This window comes from Dactylosporangium sp. CA-139066 (assembly GCF_050936175.1).
Lineage (GTDB): Bacteria > Actinomycetota > Actinomycetes > Mycobacteriales > Micromonosporaceae > Dactylosporangium.
This window is the reverse complement of the sequence record NZ_JBNJNH010000001.1, coordinates 1,475,383-1,494,355: the sequence shown is the minus strand read 5'-3', so window position 1 is coordinate 1,494,355 and position 18,973 is coordinate 1,475,383. Positions and strand designations below refer to the sequence as shown.

18 protein-coding genes are annotated in these 18,973 nt (G+C 73.3%); 3 read left to right on the top strand and 15 right to left on the bottom strand.

From position 1 onward, the window contains the following. The first annotated feature begins 13 nt into the window (after positions 1-13). On the top strand, positions 14-382 hold the full coding sequence (locus ACQEVU_RS07005) for a group I truncated hemoglobin (protein ID WP_433321713.1): 369 nt from the start codon (positions 14-16) through the stop codon (positions 380-382). Between the two features lie 6 nt (positions 383-388). Here the strand turns inward: ACQEVU_RS07005 and ACQEVU_RS07000 are convergent, their stop codons facing one another. The 5 genes from ACQEVU_RS07000 to ACQEVU_RS06980 are packed head-to-tail and all read right to left on the bottom strand — an operon-like array spanning position 389 to position 6,523. Then, positions 389-1,834, bottom strand: coding sequence for a cation:proton antiporter domain-containing protein (locus ACQEVU_RS07000; protein ID WP_433321712.1), 1,446 nt, complete (start codon positions 1,832-1,834; stop codon positions 389-391). Continuing rightward, the gene (gene ddaH / locus ACQEVU_RS06995; RefSeq protein WP_433321711.1) at positions 1,827-2,639 is read right to left on the bottom strand and encodes a dimethylargininase; all 813 of its coding nucleotides are present in this window, start codon (positions 2,637-2,639) and stop codon (positions 1,827-1,829) included. The genes ACQEVU_RS07000 and ddaH overlap by 8 nt, the downstream gene beginning before the upstream one ends. Positions 2,640-2,649: 10 nt before the next feature. Further along, entirely contained in the window at positions 2,650-3,891 is a 1,242-nt protein-coding gene (locus ACQEVU_RS06990; RefSeq protein WP_433321710.1) for an ATP-grasp domain-containing protein, read from the bottom strand. Continuing rightward, entirely contained in the window at positions 3,888-4,964 is a 1,077-nt protein-coding gene (locus ACQEVU_RS06985; RefSeq protein ID WP_433321709.1) for an NAD(P)/FAD-dependent oxidoreductase, read from the bottom strand. The genes ACQEVU_RS06990 and ACQEVU_RS06985 overlap by 4 nt, the downstream gene beginning before the upstream one ends. 41 nt (positions 4,965-5,005) lie before the next feature. Further along, the gene (locus ACQEVU_RS06980; RefSeq protein ID WP_433321708.1) at positions 5,006-6,523 is read right to left on the bottom strand and encodes an NB-ARC domain-containing protein; all 1,518 of its coding nucleotides are present in this window, start codon (positions 6,521-6,523) and stop codon (positions 5,006-5,008) included. Between the two features lie 819 nt (positions 6,524-7,342). On the opposite strand from ACQEVU_RS06980, the gene ACQEVU_RS06975 reads away from it, so the two are divergent. Together ACQEVU_RS06975 and ACQEVU_RS06970 are read left to right on the top strand one after the other, a co-directional pair. Beyond that, entirely contained in the window at positions 7,343-8,002 is a 660-nt protein-coding gene (locus ACQEVU_RS06975) for a hypothetical protein (protein WP_433321707.1), read from the top strand. Between the two features lie 3 nt (positions 8,003-8,005). Then, on the top strand, positions 8,006-8,359 hold the full coding sequence (locus ACQEVU_RS06970) for an MmcQ/YjbR family DNA-binding protein (protein WP_433321706.1): 354 nt from the start codon (positions 8,006-8,008) through the stop codon (positions 8,357-8,359). On the opposite strand, the gene ACQEVU_RS06965 is transcribed toward ACQEVU_RS06970, so the two are convergent. Genes ACQEVU_RS06965 through ACQEVU_RS06920 form a run of 10 tightly spaced genes read right to left on the bottom strand, consistent with a single transcriptional unit; the run spans position 8,356 to position 18,969 of the window. Next, positions 8,356-8,679: a hypothetical protein gene (locus tag ACQEVU_RS06965; RefSeq protein WP_433321705.1), complete on the bottom strand. Its 324-nt coding sequence runs from the start codon at positions 8,677-8,679 to the stop codon at positions 8,356-8,358. The genes ACQEVU_RS06970 and ACQEVU_RS06965 overlap by 4 nt on opposite strands. Further along, the gene (locus tag ACQEVU_RS06960) at positions 8,666-9,973 is read right to left on the bottom strand and encodes a glutamate synthase-related protein (RefSeq protein WP_433321704.1); all 1,308 of its coding nucleotides are present in this window, start codon (positions 9,971-9,973) and stop codon (positions 8,666-8,668) included. The genes ACQEVU_RS06965 and ACQEVU_RS06960 overlap by 14 nt, the downstream gene beginning before the upstream one ends. After that, positions 9,970-10,974 (bottom strand): asparagine synthetase A, encoded by a 1,005-nt coding sequence (locus ACQEVU_RS06955; protein WP_433321703.1) that lies wholly within the window; start codon positions 10,972-10,974, stop codon positions 9,970-9,972. The genes ACQEVU_RS06960 and ACQEVU_RS06955 overlap by 4 nt, the downstream gene beginning before the upstream one ends. Continuing rightward, positions 10,971-12,227 carry a methylaspartate mutase gene (locus ACQEVU_RS06950; RefSeq protein ID WP_433334832.1) on the bottom strand — a complete coding sequence of 419 codons (1,257 nt, stop codon included), beginning with the start codon at positions 12,225-12,227 and terminating at the stop codon, positions 10,971-10,973. Before ACQEVU_RS06950 ends, ACQEVU_RS06955 begins: the two co-directional genes overlap by 4 nt. Positions 12,228-12,235: 8 nt before the next feature. Then, positions 12,236-12,697, bottom strand: coding sequence for a cobalamin B12-binding domain-containing protein (locus ACQEVU_RS06945; protein ID WP_433321702.1), 462 nt, complete (start codon positions 12,695-12,697; stop codon positions 12,236-12,238). After that, positions 12,694-13,977, bottom strand: a complete 1,284-nt coding sequence (locus ACQEVU_RS06940; protein WP_433321701.1) for an ATP-grasp domain-containing protein — start codon at positions 13,975-13,977, stop codon at positions 12,694-12,696. Before ACQEVU_RS06940 ends, ACQEVU_RS06945 begins: the two co-directional genes overlap by 4 nt. Then, the gene (locus tag ACQEVU_RS06935) at positions 13,974-15,737 is read right to left on the bottom strand and encodes an ABC transporter substrate-binding protein (RefSeq protein ID WP_433321700.1); all 1,764 of its coding nucleotides are present in this window, start codon (positions 15,735-15,737) and stop codon (positions 13,974-13,976) included. The genes ACQEVU_RS06940 and ACQEVU_RS06935 overlap by 4 nt, the downstream gene beginning before the upstream one ends. 12 nt (positions 15,738-15,749) lie before the next feature. Continuing rightward, positions 15,750-17,021: an MFS transporter gene (locus ACQEVU_RS06930; protein WP_433321699.1), complete on the bottom strand. Its 1,272-nt coding sequence runs from the start codon at positions 17,019-17,021 to the stop codon at positions 15,750-15,752. Further along, positions 17,018-18,598: a class I tRNA ligase family protein gene (locus ACQEVU_RS06925; protein ID WP_433321698.1), complete on the bottom strand. Its 1,581-nt coding sequence runs from the start codon at positions 18,596-18,598 to the stop codon at positions 17,018-17,020. The genes ACQEVU_RS06930 and ACQEVU_RS06925 overlap by 4 nt, the downstream gene beginning before the upstream one ends. A gap of 5 nt (positions 18,599-18,603) precedes the next feature. Continuing rightward, complete coding sequence (locus ACQEVU_RS06920) at positions 18,604-18,969, bottom strand: cupin domain-containing protein (RefSeq protein ID WP_433321697.1); 366 nt, start codon at positions 18,967-18,969, stop codon at positions 18,604-18,606. Between the last annotated feature and the right edge of the window lie 4 nt (positions 18,970-18,973).

Sequence of the window (18,973 nt, the reverse complement as noted above, 5' to 3'; positions counted from 1 at the left end):
ACACGGAGGCGACGTGAGCATCTACGACAGCATCGGCGGGGCGGGGGCCGTGCAGGCCGCCGTCGAGCTCTTCTACACCCGGGTCCTGGCCGACCCGCGGCTGGAGCACTTCTTCGCGGGCGTGGACCTCCAGCGCCTGAAGTCGCACCAGCGGGCGTTCATCGCCGCGGCACTGGGCGGCCCGCAGCTGTTCGACGGGCGGGACATGGCCACCGCCCACGCCGGGCTGAACATCACCGGCGACGACTTCGACGCCGTCGTCGGCCATCTGGCCGGCACCCTGGCCGAACTCGGAGTGCCGGCCGAGGAGATCGGCCGGATCGCAGCGGTGCTGACGCCGCTGCGATCCCAGATCGTCTCGGCCCGCGAGCTCGCCGGCTGACGAGCGTCAGCCCGCCGCGGCGGTCCCCGGCGCGGCTGGCCGTTTCTCGTCCACTGTGGACCCCGGTCGGCGCCGGAGGCGGGCGATCAGGGACAGCGCCGGGCCCGTGGCCATGGTGGACACCAGGGTCATCACGACGAGCATCGAGAAGACCGTCGGGCTGATGACGCCCAGCTGCAGGCCGATGTTCAGCACCACCAGCTCCGTCAGCCCGCGGCAGTTCATCAGCGCGCCGAGCGACAGCGACTCCCGCCAGCCCGTGCCCGTCAGGCGCGCCGCCAGGGACGTGCCGCCCCACTTGCTCACCATCGCCACGACCACGATCAGGGCGCACCACGCCCAGCGGCGCCCGTCCGTGCCGAGCAGGCCGAAGCGGGTGTGCAGGCCGGTGTACACGAAGAACAGCGGCAGCAGCAGGGTGACCGTGACGCTCTGCATGCGGTGCGCCGCCTCGGTCACCGCGGGGACCTTGCGCGGGGCGATCGCGCCGAACAGGAACGCGCCGAAGATCGGGTGGATGCCGATCTCGTTGGTGGCCAGCGCGCTCAGCATGACGCCGCCGAGGATCAGCGGCAGCACCGCGGCCGGCGGGCGGCCCGGAAGCCAGCGCGCCAGCAGCGGGCGGACCGCGAAGACCATCACGGCGACGAACGCCAGCGTCAGGGCGATCGTGACGAGCACCGAGGCGGTCGAGCGGTCGCGGGCGACGGCGGTCACGAACGTGAGCACGCACCAGGCGACGACGTCGCCGATCGCCGCGCACGTCAGCGCCAGCGCGCCGAGCGGCGTGTCGGTGATGCCGCGGTCGGCGAGGATCCGGGCCAGGACCGGGAACGCGGTCACGCTCAGCGACACCGCCAGAAACAGGCCGAAGGGCAGGAAGCCGACGCCCTCGCCGAAGGTCGGGTACATCCCGAGGGCCAGCACGATCCCGCACAGCGCCGGCAGGGCGAGGTTGACCTGGCTGACCGTCGCCGCCACGAGGCCCCGGCGGCGTACCGACTCCAGGTTCATCTCGGCGCCGACGAGGTACATGAAGAAGACGAGACCGAGCTGGGCGAGCGTGTTGACGGCGGTCACCACGGGGGCGGGGAACAGCCAGGCGAAGCCGGCCGGCCACACAAGGCCGAGCAGCGACGGGCCGAGCAGCACGCCGGCCAGGATCTCGCCGATGACCTCCGGCTGGCCGGTGCGGCGGGCCAGGCGGCCGGCGAGGTAGCACGCGGCGAGCACGACCGGCAGCGCGACCAGCAGCCGCGCGAACGGGTCGGCGGCCACGGCCGGCGCGGCACCCGAGGGGGCCGCGCCGCCGTCCGGGGCCAGGCCGAGCAGCGGCACGATGAGCGCGAGCGGGACGACGACGAGCGCCGCCCCGACCAGGATGGCCCGGACGGCGGGCCGGGGACGCGGCGGCAGCTCCCGCCGCGCGGCCCCGGCGCCGACGTCAAGCATGGCGCAGCTCCAGGGTGCAGCATTTGACGCTGCCGCCGGCCTTCAGCAGCTCGGACACGTCGGCGCCGATCGGCTCGAAGCCGCGCTCGCGCAGCTGGCCGATGAGGCCGGTGGCGGCCTGGGGCAGCACCACGTGCCGGCCGTCGGAGACGGCGTTGAGGCCGAACGCGGCCGCGTCGTCGTCCGAGGCCGTGATGGCGTCGGGGTACAGCTCCCGCAGCACCTCGAGGCTCTCGGGGGCGAACGCGGGCGGGTAGTACATGACCTCGTCGGTGTCGAGGACCGCCAGGGCGGTGTCGAGGTGGTAGTACCGCGGGTCGACCAGCCGCAGCCCGACGACCGGCACGCCGAAGTACGCGGCGGACTCGTCGTGGGCGCGCGGGTTGGTGCGGAAGCCGGTACCGGCCAGCAGGCGGCCGCCGACGGCGAGGTAGTCGCCCTCGCCCTCGTTCACCCACTGGGCCTGGCGCACATCGGTGTAGCCGCGGGCGCCGAACCAGTCGAGGTACGCGTCGGCCTCCGCGGTGCGCTGGGTGTAGCGGAACCGCGCGACGAGCACCCGCCCGCCCAGCACCGTGGCGCCGTTGGCGGCGAAGACCATGTCGGGCAGGCCCGCGCGGGGCTCGAGCAGCTCGACGCGGTGGCCGAGGTCGGCGTAGAGGTCGTGCAGCCAGCCCCACTGGGCGATGGCGAGCTCGGTCGAGGTGGGCTTGCCGGGGTCCATCCAGGGGTTGATCGAGTACTCGACGTCGAAGTACGTCGGCCGGACCATCAGGTAGTGCCGCGGCGTTGCGGTGCGAGACAACACGAACCTCCTAAAGGAACTGAACTTCGACCTTGCCGGCCAGATCGGTGGCGGTCTTCATGGCGTCGTCGAGCGAGGTGCCGGTCGCGCCGATGCCGCCGATGATGTTGTTGCCGTGGGGCGGGCGGCGGATGACGTCGCCGGGGCGGGCCATGATCTTGAGGTAGAACAGCGACGGCGCCTCGGCGACCTCCGGCGGCACGCCGACGGACTCGACGGTCCCGGCCGGGCTGATGATGCACATCGCCGCGGTGTGCACGTCGGTCGGCGTGAAGTGCCGCACGTCGGGCTTGACGCCGCGGGCGACGTCCATGACGGCGCGGATCGGGTCGTAGCCGGCCGACAGGCGGGCCATGTGGTCCAGGCCGCCGCCGCCCGGGCGCACCGCGATCTCCAGCAGGTACGGCCGGCCCTCGTGGAAGCGCACCTCGGCGTGCAGCGCGCTGCGGCGCAGGCCCTGCGCGCGCACGCCGGCCGCGACGACCGCGTGCACGTCGGCGACCTGCTGCGGGGTGAGCGCGGTGGGCGCGTGGTGGACGTCGTCGTCGAAGGTGTCGCCCTCGATGGTGACACGGTCGACGATCGAGCCGAGGTACACCTCGTCGTCCCAGACGAGCGCCTCGATGAGGTGCTCGTGCCCGTCGAGGAACGACTCGACGAGCAGGCCGTGCGGGCCGAGGTCCAGGCCGCCGGCCTCCATGGTGTACCACGACATGCCCTCGATGCCCTCGCGCGCCTGGGCGAAGCGCGTGCGCAGCTGCTCGGCGTCGTCGATGCGGAAGACGAAGTTGCTCGCCGCGCCCAGGGTCGGCTTGAGGATGACCGGGTAGCCGAACTCCTCGGCGGCGCGCAGCGCGGCGTCGACGTCGGGCACGTGCCGGAATGCCGGGTGGGCCGCGGCGCCCCGCTCGTGGGCCTGCCGCATGAGCAGCTTGTTGCGGCTGGTGACGGCGGCCTCGACGCCGATGCCGGGCAGGCCGAGCGCGGCGGCCACGGCGGCCACCGCGACGACGCCGGACTCGGAGAACGTGAGCACGCCGTCGAAGTGCTCCTGCTCGTGCCACGCCCGGGCGTGGCGGATCAGCTCGTCGATGTGCGCGCTGCCGGCGACGCGGTAGTGGTCGGCCGGCCACAGGTCGTCGGTGCCGACGCCGTTGAGCACGAAGAGGTCCCCGCCGAAGTCGGTGATCTGGCGGTACCGCGACTGGTAGTAGTAGGCGTTCTGGGTGGCCTCGATGGCGAGCAGTTTCATGACACACCTCGCAGTGCGGTCGGGCGGGCCGCGCCGGTCAGGCGAGCGGCGAGGGACTGGGCGATGAGCGGGGCGAACTTGAACGACGAGCCGCCGCAGGCGGCGTGGGCCAGCACGCGCTCGCCGATCGGGACCGTCAGCGGGCCGCCGGTCGGCGCGTGCGTGAGGTAGTAGGAGTCGCGGGCCTCGAGGACCCAGTCCTCGGACAGGCCCGGTATGGCCGGCGCGTGCAGGTCGAGCAGGCGGCGCCGCCACGGCTCGGGCGTCTCCTGACCATCCAATGTGGACACGACCCGGCACGCGGCGGACGCGCTGAGCTTGAGCGGGGTGCCGGCGACGGGCACGACGAGCCAGGCGCCGCCGACGGTGCCGAGCGACGGCACGGTGGGCGTCGACGCCCACGCCGGCGCGTCGGCCGGCGGGACCCGGCAGTGCAGCTGGCTCTGCCGGTGCAGCACGAGCTCGGCGGCCAGCTTCGGCGGCAGCAGCGGGCGGGACCAGGCCCCGGCGGCGACCAGCACGGCGTCCGCGCGCAGGACCTCCCCGCCGGCGAGGTGGACGGCGGTGCCGCGCACGGCATCGACCCGCCGGTGCGGGAGCAGCTCGGCGAACGGGTGGGCGCGCAGCCGGTCCGCGAAGGCGGCCAGCGCCCGGTCGGCGAGCACGATCCCCGCGCCGGCCTCGAGGACCGCGCTCGCCCCCTCCGGGAACCGCAGATGGGCAAAGCGCGCCGCCAGCTCGGCCGGGCCGAGCACCGCCGACGCCGCCCCGACCCCGGCCAGCGCGGCCTGCGCCCGCGGCAGATCGGCGTCCGGCAGCACGGTCAGCGCGCCCGTGCGCCGGAACAACCCGGCACCGGCGCCCGGCCACAGCGCGAGCGCGCGCGCCGCGGCCGCGGTCGCCGCCGCGTCGCCGAGGTGCAGGGCCCGCACCACGCGCTGCCGGTCGAAGGAGCCCGCGGCCGGGTTCGGGATGTCGCCCTGGTCGACGACGGTCACCTCGTGGCCGGCCGACACGCACTGCACGGCGGTCAGCAGGGCGATGACCCCGCCGCCGACCATGACGATCCGCACCGTACGCCTCCCCGCCGTCGCTTGCGAGGAGGCCGAAACCGTTACGCCGTCTCGGTCCGCTCCATCGCGCCGAACGCTCGCTGCGTTCTGGGCTCATTCAAGGGGCGGGCCGCGTTGACCGGAAGCACCGGCGGTACCGAACAATCAACGCCGGCGGTCTCGCGCTGGGCGCGGCGGTCGCGCAGCGGCGAACCGAGCTGCGCGGCCTCGTGGCGCACGTGTTCGGCGAACGCACCGACCAATGTGGACACCCGGTAGCGCCCGGCGACCGACGCCCGGGTGAGCAGTCCCGCGTCGACGAGCGACTCGAGCGCGTCGTCGGCCTCGTCGACGGCCACGCCGAGCGCCGCCGCGAGCGCGACCGCGCTCGTCCACCCGGCGCCGCCGAGGCCGAGCTGGTGCACCGCCTGCCGCCCGGGCGGCGACAGCCGCTCGTACGCCGCGCTGAAGCGGTCCCGCACGTTGACGTCGCCGACGCTGAGGCTGTCGATGAGCCGGTCGCGGTCGGCGAGCAGCCCGGCCGTGTGCGCGAGGGCCCACTCGGGCCGGGCCGCGATCCGCCGGCCCACGATGTTGATGGCCAGGGGCAGGTCGCCGCAGATCTCGGCGACGGCGGAGGCGGCCGCGTACTCCGCCTCGACCCGCTCGGCGCCGACGATCCGGCCGACCAGCTCCAGGGACTCGTGGCGGGCGAAGGCGTCCAGGTCGACGCGGTGGGCGTCGTCGAGCCCGAGCAGGCGGGCGCGGCTGGTGAGCACGACCTGGCTGTGCGCGGCCCGGGCCAGCAGGGGCCGCACCTGACCCTCGTCGCCGACGTTCTCCAGCAGGACGAAGACGCGCCGCTGGGCGAGCAGCGAGCGGTACATCCCGATGCGCTGGATCGGGTCGTCGGGCACGAGCGGGGCGGGCACGCCCAGCGCCCGCAGGAAGCCGCGCATCACCTGGTACGTCGAGCGGATCCCCGGTTCGCAGCCGCCCATGTCGGCGTACAGCTGCCCGTCGGGGAACTCCGAGGACACGACGTCGGCCAGCCGCAGCGCGAACGCGGTCTTGCCGACGCCGATCGGGCCGCTGACCATCAGCGGCAGGCGCACCGGGCCCGGCCGCCCGACGAGCATCGCGGCCCCGGCGAGGGCCTGGCCGCGCCCGACGAACGTGCTCGAGCCCATGGGTAACTGGGCCGGCCGCGCCAGGTTGGACATCACCCGCGACAGCGGCCACGGGTCGGCCGGGTCCGCCTCGGGCGGCGGCTCCTCGCGGGCCTCGGGCGCCCCGCCCGGCCCGGCGGCCGCCCCGACCTCGCCGGCGACGCGGCGCCAGCGGCGCTCCCACGCGGGCCGGTCGCCCCCGCAGGCGGCCACGAACGCGAGGGTCACGGGCAGGGTCGGCAGGCGGTGCCCGCTCGCGGCGGTCGAGAGCACCGACGGCGCGAAGAGCGCGGTGCGGGCGAGCTCGCGATAGCTGGGGTTGCCGGCCCGCCGGCGCAGGGCGCGTAAGTCCCGCGCGAACTCGGTGATCGGCCCGCTGGAACCGTCCAGCGGCCGCTCCGGCCTACCCATCCCGCCGCCCCGCGGCCGCGGCGGCGCTGCTCCGGCTGACGCCCGGGTCGAGCGGTGCGAGGTATGCGGCTTGTGGTCGCATGCTGGCCTCCTGTCGTCGACGTTGTGCTCGCTGCGGGGGTCGCCCGCACCGGGCACGGCTTGGTGCGCGGCGCCCGCCACGGTCCCGCTAGTCATTCGGACACGAATGACTGTCCGCGGCGGCGTCCCCGGGTTATCGGTTTATGAACGAACAGTTGCGCCGCGACAACCGCTGGGACGGTGCGCAGCGCAAAGCCTCGCCACTTCCGCGGCGCGCGCCTCCCACAACGCCGCGGAAATGCCGGTCAGGATTTCGATCAGACCCGGGCTGAACATAGATGATGATCATCGCCGGCGAAAGGGGTCAGTCGGGATGTAGCACTTCGGCACGCATCCGGCAGCGCACCGAACCATCCGATCAAACATCATCTGCGGTTGAGTTCGTCAATACGACCACCGTCGATGGAATTCCGCGCCCACCCCGGCCCTACCCGGCACCCCGGTTCGAACGTATGTACTGCTCAGCAGGTGAACCGGGGATTCGCGGGCCGCCGCGGCAGGGGCGTCCGGGGGCCGTGGCGGTTACCGCGCGGCCGGCCGACGACGGGCCGATTGATCGGGCCACTGACCGATTTCGATCAGTCCCCGGCAGCCGCAAAAAGTTGCCACCGTCCCAAATCCGGCACCGAACCGTGGGATCGGTCGATTGCCCCCGAACGAACGCGTATCGCGCCATTGTGGATACCCAGCGTTGCCGGGTTGTTGCGGGCCGGTCACATCGCGCTAAGATTCGGACCCGTGCCCATCGACGCGCCCGGCCTGACCGATCTGCAGCGGACCGCGGCGGTGTTCAATGGCTTCCCCAACGTCGACCGGAGCTGGCTGCGGCTGGTCGACCAGACGGCGCCGGCGGTCGACCTGTCCCGGGCCGAGCATCGGGCGCTCCTGCTGCGCTGGCTGAACTCCTGGGGCTGCCGCATCCGCTACCCGCGCGAGGGCGAGCCCGCCCCCTTCGACGACGGCGTCGCCGACTGGTGGGACCGCTGGGGCCCGGCGCTGCCGGCGGCGGACCTCGCCGCGCTCGACGACGACGAGATCGCGCTGCTCGGCGACGCCTACGCGGGCCTCGCCGCGGTCGCCGTCTCGGCCGGCCCGGTGCGCCGCTCGCTCGGCCCGACCGCGGCCGCCAAGGCCCTGTACGCTCTGCGACCGAACGCGATCATGCCCTGGGACGCCGCGATCGCGGCCGCCCTGCACGGCGGCCGCGACGGCCCGGCGTTCGCCGCCCACCAGCGGCTCGGCCGGCAGTGGGCGCTGGCGGTGCTGGCCGAGACCGGGATCGAGGAGCGGCGGCTGGCCGCGCTGGTCGGGCGCCCGCAGATCTCGCTGGCGAAAATCCTCGATGAATACCTCTACGTGCGAGTCACCATGTCCGCCGCCGCGACGCCGAAGGGGTAATTCATGGCCGTCACCGTCCACGATGTCCGCCGAATCGCATTGTCGCTCCCCCGCGCATACGAGGCGCTGGTCCGCGACCGCGTCAAATTCCGGGTCGGGCGGCTGGTGTTCCTGTCATTGTCGCCGGATGAGACCGAGATGGGATTCGGATATCCCAAGGAGGGCCGCGAGGCGCTCATCGCGAGCGAGCCGGACAAGTTCCACCTGCCGATCCCGTCCGACATGCGCTACAACTGGGTCCGCGTCTGGCTGCACGCCCTCGACCACGATGAGCTCGAGGAGCTCATCGTGGAGTCGTGGCGGATGTCGGTGCCGAAGCGGGTCTACGCCGAGTACGTGGGCGAGCGCGTCCCCTAGGCCGCCACCTCCTCGATCGTCGAGGTGCCGCTGTCGGCGTTGGCCCCGAAGCGCTCCCACCGCTCGTTGAGCCGGATCCGGCCGTCGGGCAGGAACTCGGGGGTGTTCACGCTGTGGCCCGAGACCACGCGGCCGTCGGCGAGCACCATGCAGTACGCGAAGGAAATGGTGCCGTCGGGGGCGCACAGCCCGGCGAGGGAGCCGCGCCGCACGTCGCCGCCGCTCCACTCCGACCACACCACCTCGCCGTCCTGCCGGTACGTGGCCACGGGCGCGTCCGGGGCGTGCCCCCGGAACCGCCGGCCGTCATAGTCGATCACGGTCACTCCCCTCGCTCGGGAACCACAGGTCCTCGGCGCCCAGGTCGGGCACCGCGTACTTGCCCAGCGCGCTCATGAGCAGCCGCAGCTCCAGCTCGAGGCAGCGCACCAGCCGCACCAGGCCGCCGGCGGCGTCCTCGTCCGCGGCGAGCAGCGCCGCCCGGCCGAGCCCGACCGCCGTCGCGCCCATCGCCAGGCACTTCAGCGCCCGGCCCCCTTCCCAGACCCGCCCGGAGGCCAGCAGCGAAGCCTCGTGCTTGTCGATGCGGCGCAGGCACTCGGCCAGCGGCAGCCCGACCTGGCCGAGGAACACCGGCGGCGCCCATCCGGTGCCGCCCTCGGCGCCGTCGACCGTCACGGCGTCGGCGCCGGCCGCCCAGGCGACCTCGGCGGCCTGGCCCACGTCCCGGCCCGGGTGCAGCTTCACCCAGGTGCGGGCGCGCGGGTAGTTGTTGCGCATGAGGTGGACCTGCTGGCGCAGGATCTCCTCGGTGAACGTGCCCGGGCTGCTGCTGCGCAGCACCGTCGGGGCGTCCGCGCCGAACGCGTCGTCGACGAGGAACTGCCCGGCGACCGAGGCGCCGGCCGCGCGCGGCATCACCGTCATGCCGCCCAGCCCCGGCTTGGCGCCCTGGCCGATCTTCAGCTCGAACGCGAGCCGGCCGGTGTTGAGCAGCTCGGTCGCCACCGGGTCGCTGTAGACGAGGTTCCACACCTCGGCGTCGGCGTCCTCGGTGCTCTGCTGCACCACCACGCCGCCGAGGCCGTCGGGCACGGCGGCGGCGTAGGCGCGGATCCGGCTGAGGAGGCCGGTTTCGCGGTACCCGTGCATGGGCACAGTGCTTTTCCCCAGCACCACCGGGCCGTCGTCAACCCTCCGGCCGTAGCCGTGCATGGGCACGACGTTCTCGCCGATCACCATCGGAATGCCCAGCCGGCCGGCCTGTTCGCTGACCGCCCGCCCGAGGTCGCCGGCCCCGGCCACCTGGGTCGAGCCGAACGCGCAGACGAACAACGGCAGCGGCGAGGCGAATCCGCCGATGGCCGTGGTCAGGTCGACGTCGCCGTACAGGGGCTCGCGGCCGAGCTCGTAGAGCTTCTCGAGGCGCAGCGGCACGAACACGGGCGGGACGACCCGCGCCCGGTCCAGCTCGTCGCCGCCCCCCGCCGCGGGGGATGCCCCGTAGAGGCGCCTGCCGTAGCCGTCAAGGGCCGGAAACACCGCGGCGGTACCGTCGAGGGCCCGCCGGCGGATCAGGTCCTCCGGCAGGCCGTCAGCCGACAGTCCGCTCATGGCGCGAGGACCCCGGGCAGCTTCGGGTACGCCGTCGCCTGCCACACCGTCTCCAGACCGCCCAGGTAGCGGGTCACGCGCTCGATGCCCAGCCCGAAGCCGGCGCTGGCCGGCAGGCCGCCGTCGCGGGCCAGTTCGAGGTACCAGGCGTACTTCGACGGGTTCTCGCCGGACTCGCGCATCCGCTCGATGAGCCGCCGGTACTCGTGCGTGCGCTCGCCCCCGCTGGCCAGCTCGCCGTAGCCGTCGGCCGCGATGAGGTCGAAGTTGCGCAGCGTGCCCGGCTCGGTGCGCGACTCGCCGTCGGTGAAGCCGCGCGAGCCCTTGGGGTAGTCGGTGATGAAGAAGGGGCGGTCGGTCTGCTCGGAGATGAGCTTCTCGCCGTACCAGTCGATCTCGGCGTCCGGGCTCTGGCCGTGCAGCAGCCCCTGCAGCCGCCGGACCGCCTCGGCGTGGGTCATCCGCTCGAAGTCGTCGCGCAGCAGCGCCGCGAAGGCGGCCGGGTCGCGGCCGAGGAAGGCCAGCTCCGCGGTGCACTCGCGCAGGACGTGGGCGACGATGTGCCGCATCAGGCCCTGCAGCAGGGCCAGCACGTCGTCGCGGGTGGCGTCGCGCATCTCGACGTCGAGCTGGTGGAACTCGACCAGGTGCCGGCCCGTCGTCGCGGTCTCCAGCGGCTCCAGCCGCACGTTCGGGGCCAGGTAGAAGATGCGGTCGAAGGCGAGCAGCGACGCCTGCTTGTACAGGATCACGCTCGTCATGAGCTTGTAGCGGTGGCCGTAGAAGTCGACGTCGAGCTGCTTGGCGCCGCGCACGCCGGGGTCGGTCACCGGGCCGAGCATCGGCGGCAGCAGCTCGACGAAGCCGTTGGCGGCCAGGAACTCGCGGCTGGCGATGGAGATCGCGTTCTGCAGCCGCAGCGCCGCGTGGGTCACCGGCGACAGCAGATGCTCGCGGGTGGCCGGCGGCAGCGGCGCCTTCAGCACGGGGGCGACGGTCATGTCAGACTCCTCGGTTCGTTGTCAAAGGTCCGTTCGACGAAGCGCAGAGCATCGAGCAGGCCGGCCGCGGTCATGCGGACCGCGGGCGGCGGGTCGACCAGACCGCCGAGCGGCAGCGCGCCGATGCGCTCCCACTCCAGCCGCCCGGCCGGGTCCAGGCAGCCGCGGGCGCGGCCGGCGTTGTCCGGGTGCAGGCAGAAGGGCACGTCGAGGTAGCCGCGGGCGAACGCGGCCACCAGCGCCCGGCCGACGTCGGCGTCCAGCGTGAGCACGTTGTCGACGAGCGCCTTCGCCTGCCGGTAGATGCCGGTGTCGGCGACCGGCGCGCGCCGGGCGACCCCGCGGGCGGCCGCGGCCGCGTGCTCCAGGGCGGCGACGTTCTCGCCGACGGTCGGGATGCGGTGGGCCTCCGCCGTCGTCTTCACGATGAGCCGGGCCGCGCCGCTGCGGGCCGCGATCCGGGCCGACTCGGCCAGCAGCCGCCGCGCACCGGCGGGGGTGCGGGGATAGACGCCCATGTAGGTGTACACCACGATGTGCGTCCGCGCGGCGGGCAGATGGCGGCGGGCGAGCTCGCCCAGGGCGTTGATCGCCTCCTCGTCCTGCCCGGCGTGGGTCTGCTGGGCGTAGCTGAGCGATATGCACCTGATGCCGTGCTGCCAGAAGAACACGCCTTCGAGCACGCTCAGCGCGACCAGCATCGCCGGCGGGCACAGCTGGCCCATCATGCAGCCGCCGAAGGTCTCCAGGTGCGGCTCGACGGCGCCGGTGCGGGCCGCGGCGAGCAGCTCGCAGCAGTGCCGCCAGTGGTCGACGGCGACGGCCAGCGGCATCCGGCTGTACGGCAGGCAGTACGACACCGGACCGCCCTCGGTGGCGTGCAGCCCACACTCCAGCAGGGTCCGCACGATCCGGCGCGGGTCGGCCGAGCCGTGCCGGACCTGGACCGGGAAGCGGGCCGACGCGACGCCGTCGAGCATCGCCGCGGTCACCGCCGCGCCCCGGTCCACGAGCGGGTAGCCGTTGAGCTCGTCCCCGGCGGCCAGGGCCCGCCGGACCGCCTCGTGGTCGCCGAGGCGGGTGTAGCTGTCCAGGGTGATGGTGCCGACGGTGGTGGCCGCCGCGTCCCGGGTGGCGAGCAGCCCCTGGCGCATGAGGACCGGGTCGGCGAAGCCCATCCGCGGCTGCACGACGAGCTCCCCGGCGGCGCGGTGGGCGGCGACGACCTCCCCGAAGGAGGCCGGCCGCGCCACCACGGCCGTCACGGCGCCCCGATCGCCGCGTCCGCGCGGGCCGGGAGGGCCCGCACGAACGAACGGAACGACGTCAGCCCCGCCGCGTCGTCGAAGACCGCGTCGAAGCCCGCGGCCAGCAGGGCGGCGGCGGTACTGCCGGCGCCGCCGCCCGCCACGTCGAGCTTGCCGCCGATTACCACCGGCGTGGCGACCAGCTCGGGCCGGCCGCGCAGCGCCTCGATGAGCCGCAGGCCCTCCTGCCCGCCGTGCCCGTTGACGCTGCTCACGACGAGCAGGTCGGGGCGGCGCAGCCGGCACTCGCGCAGGATCGTCTCGTCCGGCGTGCACGCGCCCAGGTTCGTCACCCGGCACCCGAGCTCCTCGAGCAGCAGCTGCAGGTACACCAGGTTCCAGGTGTGCGCGTCCGACGACACGGTCGTCACGACCACCTCGAGGCGACGGCGGGGCTCGACGGCAGACTCGTTCACTTCGCCGCGACCGCCATCCGGTCGGAGGCGACCGTCTCGATGCGGATCAGGGCCGCGGCCGCCTCGGCCCGGCGCAGCGCCTCGGCCGGGGAGTCCGCGGTCACCATGACGTCGCCGGCGCGGTCCCACGAGCTGCGCAGCCCCGCGAACGTGTCCCCGGCCGACACCGACACGTCGCAGGCGAAGACGCCCGGCGCCGCGGCCGCCGCCTCGGCGCCCTCGACGCTGAGCACGACGCCCGGCTCGACCGTCAGGAAGCGCACGGCGGCGCCGCCGGCGGCCTTCGACGGCATCGGCCGCGGGTTCTCGCCCCGCATCACCGCGAAGTACGCGCGGTTGAGCTCCACCGGGTAGGCCCGCTGGATCAGCTCGATGATGCCGTCGCCGGCGAAGCGGCCCGCGCACTCGACGAGGTACGGCACGCCGTCCTCGACGATCCACTCGCAGTGCACGATGCCGTCGCGGAACCCGGCCGCCCGCACCACCCGGCCGGTCTCGGAGACCAGCCGGGCGGCCAGGGCGGAGGGGATGTCGGCCGGCACGATGTGGGCCAGCTCGACCGGCCGGGGCCCGGGGTACAGCTGCTTGCCGGTGACGTTGACGAACAGCGCGCCGCCGTCCTGCACCAGCATCTCGACGCTGAACTCCGGCCCCTCGACGCACCGCTCGACGAGCATCCGCAGCTCCATCGGCCGGTCCGGGACGAAGATGCCCTCGTCCTGGACCACGCACTCGGCCCAGGCCCGCTCCACCTCGTCCGGGTGGTGCAGCACCTGCGTGCCGACCGCGGCCTGCCGGTTGGCGGGCTTCAGCACGACCGGGCTCCGCCCGCGAGATTCGGCCAGCCGAGCCATGAACGCCCGCACGTCGGCCGGGCCGTGCACCGTCTCCGACTCCGGGTTGGCGATCCCGGCGCCCCGCGCGACCTGGCGCAGCAGCGCCTTGTCCCGCAGGATCTGCGCCGCGCCGAGGCTGGAGCCGGGCCGGCCGTAGCGTTCGGCGAGCCGGGCGGCGAACGGCGTCGCGTACTCGACCAGCGGCACGATCGCCGCCGGGTCGAGGTCGCGGTGGGCGTTGTAGAACTCGTCGGCCTTGCCGGCGAGGTGGAACTCCCACTCGATGAGCTCGCGCACCAGCTCCGAGCCGGCGATCTTGTCGCGCACCTGCCGCTTGCGCACGACGTCGGGCTCCTCGATGAAGATCACCGAGCCGGGCGGCTGCAGCTGCGCCAGCGACGGCAGGGCCGCGCCCACGAACCCGACGAGGACCAGCGGTTTCACGACGCCTCCTCCTCCACGTAGTACCAGTTCTCCGGGTTGATCAGCCCGTACGGGTTGACCGGCGTGAAGCCGCGCAGGTTGGCCGCGACCTCGAACAGCCGCCGGGGGAAGTTCGGCGTGAGCAGCACCGGGGCCTGCTCGGCGATGTACTCCTGGTACTCGTACAGCGCCGAGAGGTCGTCGGTGAGCACCGTGCGCGCGATGAGCTCGTCGGCCCGCGCGTCCTGGTAGTTGCTGAAGTTGCAGCTGGCCTCGCTCTGGAACAGGTTCTCGCCGGTCGGGTAGTTGTAGACCCAGCCGCCGTTCCAGCAGGACAGCTCCCACGTGCGCGGGTACTGCTCGGTCGGCCCGCCGGGCCCGTCCTCGGCGACGAGGACGGAGGCGAAGACCTCCTGCGGGCGCAGCTCGATGCCGGCCTTCGCGGCGTCGGCGACGAACTGCGTCATGAGCCTGGTCAGCGCGGGGCGGCCCTCGATGTACCGCAGCGAAAGGCTCAGCTGCGTCCCGGCCGGGATGCCCTCGCCCGCCTCGCCGGGCCCGGTGCCGGGCCGCACGCACACCGCGGGCGAGACGCTGACGTCCCAGCCGTTGTCGGACAGCAGCTGCCGCGCCCGTTCGGGGTCGAACGGCCACCGGCCCTCGGGGCCGAGTTCCGGCGAGAGCAGGTCGCTGTGCGGCAGCACCGGCACCGGGCCGGTCTGCACCCAGCCGTAGCCCTGGTAGATCTCCCGGGCGCCGTACTCCTGGTCCATGCAGCTCTGCAGGGCCTGCCGGATGTACGGCTGGCGGATCAGGTGCCCGCCGATGCCCCGGTTGAGGAAGTTCAGGGCCATGAAGTGGATGGTGTACAGCCGCTGCGGATGCAGCTCGTAGTGCGGCGCGAGCGGGTTGGGCCCGCCGGCCGCCCCGAGGCCCATCGGCAGGAAGCCCACCTGGATCGCGCCCGGCCCGTGCGGGCCCTGGCGCAGCAGCTCGTACTCCTGCTCGTCGGTGGTGATCGGCACCTGCCGGAACTCGTCGAGCTGCGCCGGGTTGGGGCCGCTGTAGTGCTCGTTCGGCACGAACGTGACCGAGCCGTCGGCGGCGAACTCGCGCAGCCGCCAGGGCCCGTTCACGACGCTCCAGATCGGGCTGTCGGGCCACCGCATGCGGTGGGAGTTGTCCTCCGCGGTCGGGTCGCCGTTCTGCGCCATGAGGTACTCGAAGACGGCCTCCGCCTGCTCCGGGTCGTGCGTGGCGTCGGCCGGCCCGTCGGCGGTGCGGTCCCACGCCTTCGGCATCGGGTTGATCATCGTGAGCTGGTTGAGCAGCACCCAGTTGCGCGAGTACGCCCGGTCGAACGTGAAGCTCACGGTGTCCTCGGCGACCTTGGCGAAGGACACCAGGTTGTCGGGGAAGAACCCCTTGACGTAGGCGCCGAAGCGCGGGCCCTTGCGCTGCAGCATGTGCATCCAGAACATCACGTTGTCGGCGCACACCGTCTCGCCGTTGGACCACTTCCACGGCTTGATGCGCACGGTGCAGGTGCGCCCGTCGGCGTCCCACACCGGCTCCTCGCCGAGGCTGAGGTCCCAGTCGATGCCCGTCCCGCCGTCGCGGCCCAGCCAGTACAGCGGCCGGTACATGAGCATCTGGAACTCGTACAGGCTGCGCATGCCGTAGCGCTCGGGCGGGGTGAACGGGAAGATGACGGCCGGCGGGAAGCCCGGCAGGCAGGCCCAGGTGGCCACCCCGCCGGTCTTCTTCACGAGTTTCTGCATGGCGTTGCTCCCTTATGCGGCGGTGGCTTCGAGGACCTCGGGCGCGCGCTGCAGGCGCGCCAGCGGCCGGGCGAGGCTCACGTACGTGCCGAGCACGATGGCGACGACGAGCGCGACGAGCCCCCAGAACGCCCACGGCACCCCGTAGCGGTCGGCGACCGACGACAGCGCGACGGTGGCCGCGATGCCCAGCGCCAGCCCGAACGCCTGCGCGCCGCCGAAGATGCGCCCGACGCGGTCCTCGGGGCTGGCCCGCATCAGCAGCGTGCGGGCGGCGATGCGGCCGTTGGCGAAGCAGAACGCGGCGACCGGAATGACGGCCATGAGCACCCCGTAGTGCGTCGGCTCAAGGGCCACCATCGTCATGCAGCCGAGCGTGCCCAGCACGGCCAGGCGCAGGCCGCTGATCCGCTCGGAGACCCAGCCGTAGCAGGCCGCCCCGGCGATGAACCCGGCGCCGGCCAGCGCGTCGACGACGCCGATCATCCAGGCGCCCTGGTGGAACGTGTCCAGGATCAGCGCGGTCAGGATCGTGTTGCTCACCATGAGGTTGGCGTTGCCGCTGGTGAACAGCAGCGCCAGCCGCTTGATCGGCGGCCGCCCGTTGACGACGGGCCGCGCCGGCGCGCCGTCCCCGGCCTCCTGCTCAACCGCCGGGTTCGGTACGGCGGGCGGCTTCGGCCCGCACAGCCACGTGAGCAGCCCCGAGGCGACGAAGGTGAGCGAGTTGAACACGAACAGCGGCGTCGGCCCGAACCACACGACCAGGAACCCGGCCGTCGAGGAGGCCATCAGCATGCCGGTGTTGGTCGCGACCTCGAAGTGGCTGTTGAATTTGCCCAGCCGGGCGTCGAGGACGCGCTCCTTCACGAAGGCGTTGCTGGCCGGCATGAACAGGGCGGCCGAGACGGCCAGCAGCAGGTTGGCCAGGTACGAGCCGAGGCTCGTCGGGCCGCCGATCCACAGCCAGACCGGCAGCGCGAACGCGGTGACGGCGCTGACGAGGTCCGCGACGACGGAGAGCCGCCGACGGTCGACCCGGTCGACGAGCTTGCCGAACAGGAAGGCCAGGGCCACCTGCGGGATGGAGACGGCGATGAACAGCCAGCCGACGGACAGCGTGGTGTTCTCCGCCCGGAACACGAGGATCGCGGCGGCGGTGATCTGGAAGGCGTTGCCGGCGGTGGTGAGGAAGCCGGCGGGGATCAGCAGCCGCTCGGCCCGCCGGGATTTCCGCTCGGCGCTCGCATCCGGCGCCTTGGCGGGGTCGAGGGTGGTCGTCACGTGGTGCTCCAGGTGTCGAGGGTCGGCACGGCGAAGGCCGTGGTGTGGTGCAGCGCGAACGCGTCCGGCGTCATCCGCGGCTCGAAGCCGCCGGCCCGCGCCGCGCGCTCGGCGAGGTCGACGAGGATCGGCGAGAAGCACCCGACCAGCGCGCGCAGCTCCAGGAACAGGTCGCCGACGCGCTCCTTGGCGGTGTCGGCGGCCGCCGCCACCCGCAGGCGCTCGACGTGCTGCACGATGAGGTCGGCCGCGCGGGTCAGGCTGAAGCTGTCGAGCTCGAAGCACTGGCCGAAGCGCTCGCACATGATCGCCGCCCGGGCGCGGGCGCCGTCGGAGACGGGCAGCGCCTCGGTCTCGCCGCCGATCTCGGCGGTGAGCTTGCCCAGCGAGCCGGCCAGCTCGTTCCACGGGTTGACCAGCCGCTCCATGGCGATCTTGTCCAGCACCGCGCGGCTGAAGTTGGTGCGGGCGTGCTCGGGCGCGGAGAGGTTGAGGTAGAAGCGGGCGATGTCGCGGGGCACCTCGGCGACGAGGTCCCGCGCCCACACCACGTGGCCCTTGCTGGTGGAGAACTTCTCGTTGTCCAGCTCGTAGAACTCGTTGGTGAGGATCTGGCTGGGCAGCACGTAGCGCCCGTCGTGGGCCATCAGCTCGGCGACGTGCACCAGGGCCCAGATGAACAGGTTGTCGAAGCCGACGAAGAAGACCAGCTCGGCGTCGTGCTCGGCCCGCCACGCGTCGTCGCCGGTGGGCGTCTCGATGCCCATCTGACGCTGGGCGAAGGCGCTGCAGTACATCGAGGCCGGCATGCCCTCGGTCCAGGCGTTGATGGTCTGGCCCGGCGTCTCCGGGAACTTCGCCGGCATGCCCCAGTCGACCGGGTAGGTGATCGGGTAGTCGGGCAGCGGCTTGGACAGCAGCTCGCGCATCAGGGTGACCAGGTGCGGCCGCCACGTCGAGGCCTTCTCGGCGTGGAAGGCGATGAGCCGCTCGCGGTACTCCTCCAGCGGGAACACCAGGATCTCGGCCTCGCGGTAGGTGACCGGGTCGGCCGGGTCGAGGATCGACCAGGGGTTGATGAGGCCGTCGAAGTCGATCCAGTGCCCGCAGGTCTCGCAGATCCCGCCGCGGCTGTCGGCCAGGCAGGTCGGGCAGTCGCCGCCGACGAGCCCCTCGACGAGGTACTTGCCGGTGGCCTCGCTGTAGGGCAGCCGGACGGTGCGCAGCCGCAGCTTGCCGTTCTCGTGCAGGCGGCCGACGTAGTTGTAGACGTTCTCGCGGTAGCCGTCGTCGGTCGGCGCGAAGCCGTCGACCGCGATGCCCATCGCCTCGAACGTGCCCTTGATGAGGCCCCAGCAGCGGGTGGTGAGCTCCTCGGGCGTGGTGCCGAGGCGCTTGGCGGTGGTGACGCAGTACGTCTGGCTGTCGTCGCCGCCCGAGGCGTAGACGACCTCGCCGCCGATGGCCCGGCGGTAGCGGGCGTGCACGTCCGCGGCGACGTAGGGGCCGGCGACGTGGCCGACGTGCAGGTCGCCGTTGGTGGTCGGCGGCCCGCCGATGATGAGCTCCCGGCGCATGGCGCTCAGGCCTGCTGCTCGTGGCGGCCGACGAAGCGCTCGGACATCTCGGCGTCCCACCACACGCAGTACATCTCGAAGGCGGCCGAGCTCTCGTTGAGCACCCGGTGCGGGGTGTGCGGCGGGAAGTGCACGATGTCGCCGGCCTTGAACTCGCGGCGCTCGCCCTGCGAGTCGAGCACGGCCTCGCCGGTGACGGCGATGAAGATCTCGTACTCGTGGTGGGCGTGCATGCCGGTGGCGCCGCCCGCCTCCACCACGCACCAGGACCCCTCGAACGGGGCGTTCAGCGCCGGCCACGGCACCAGCCGCTGGGCGTCCGCGCCGTTCTCGCGCTTCATCGTGTCGCGCTGCAGCTGCCGAATCTCCATGATG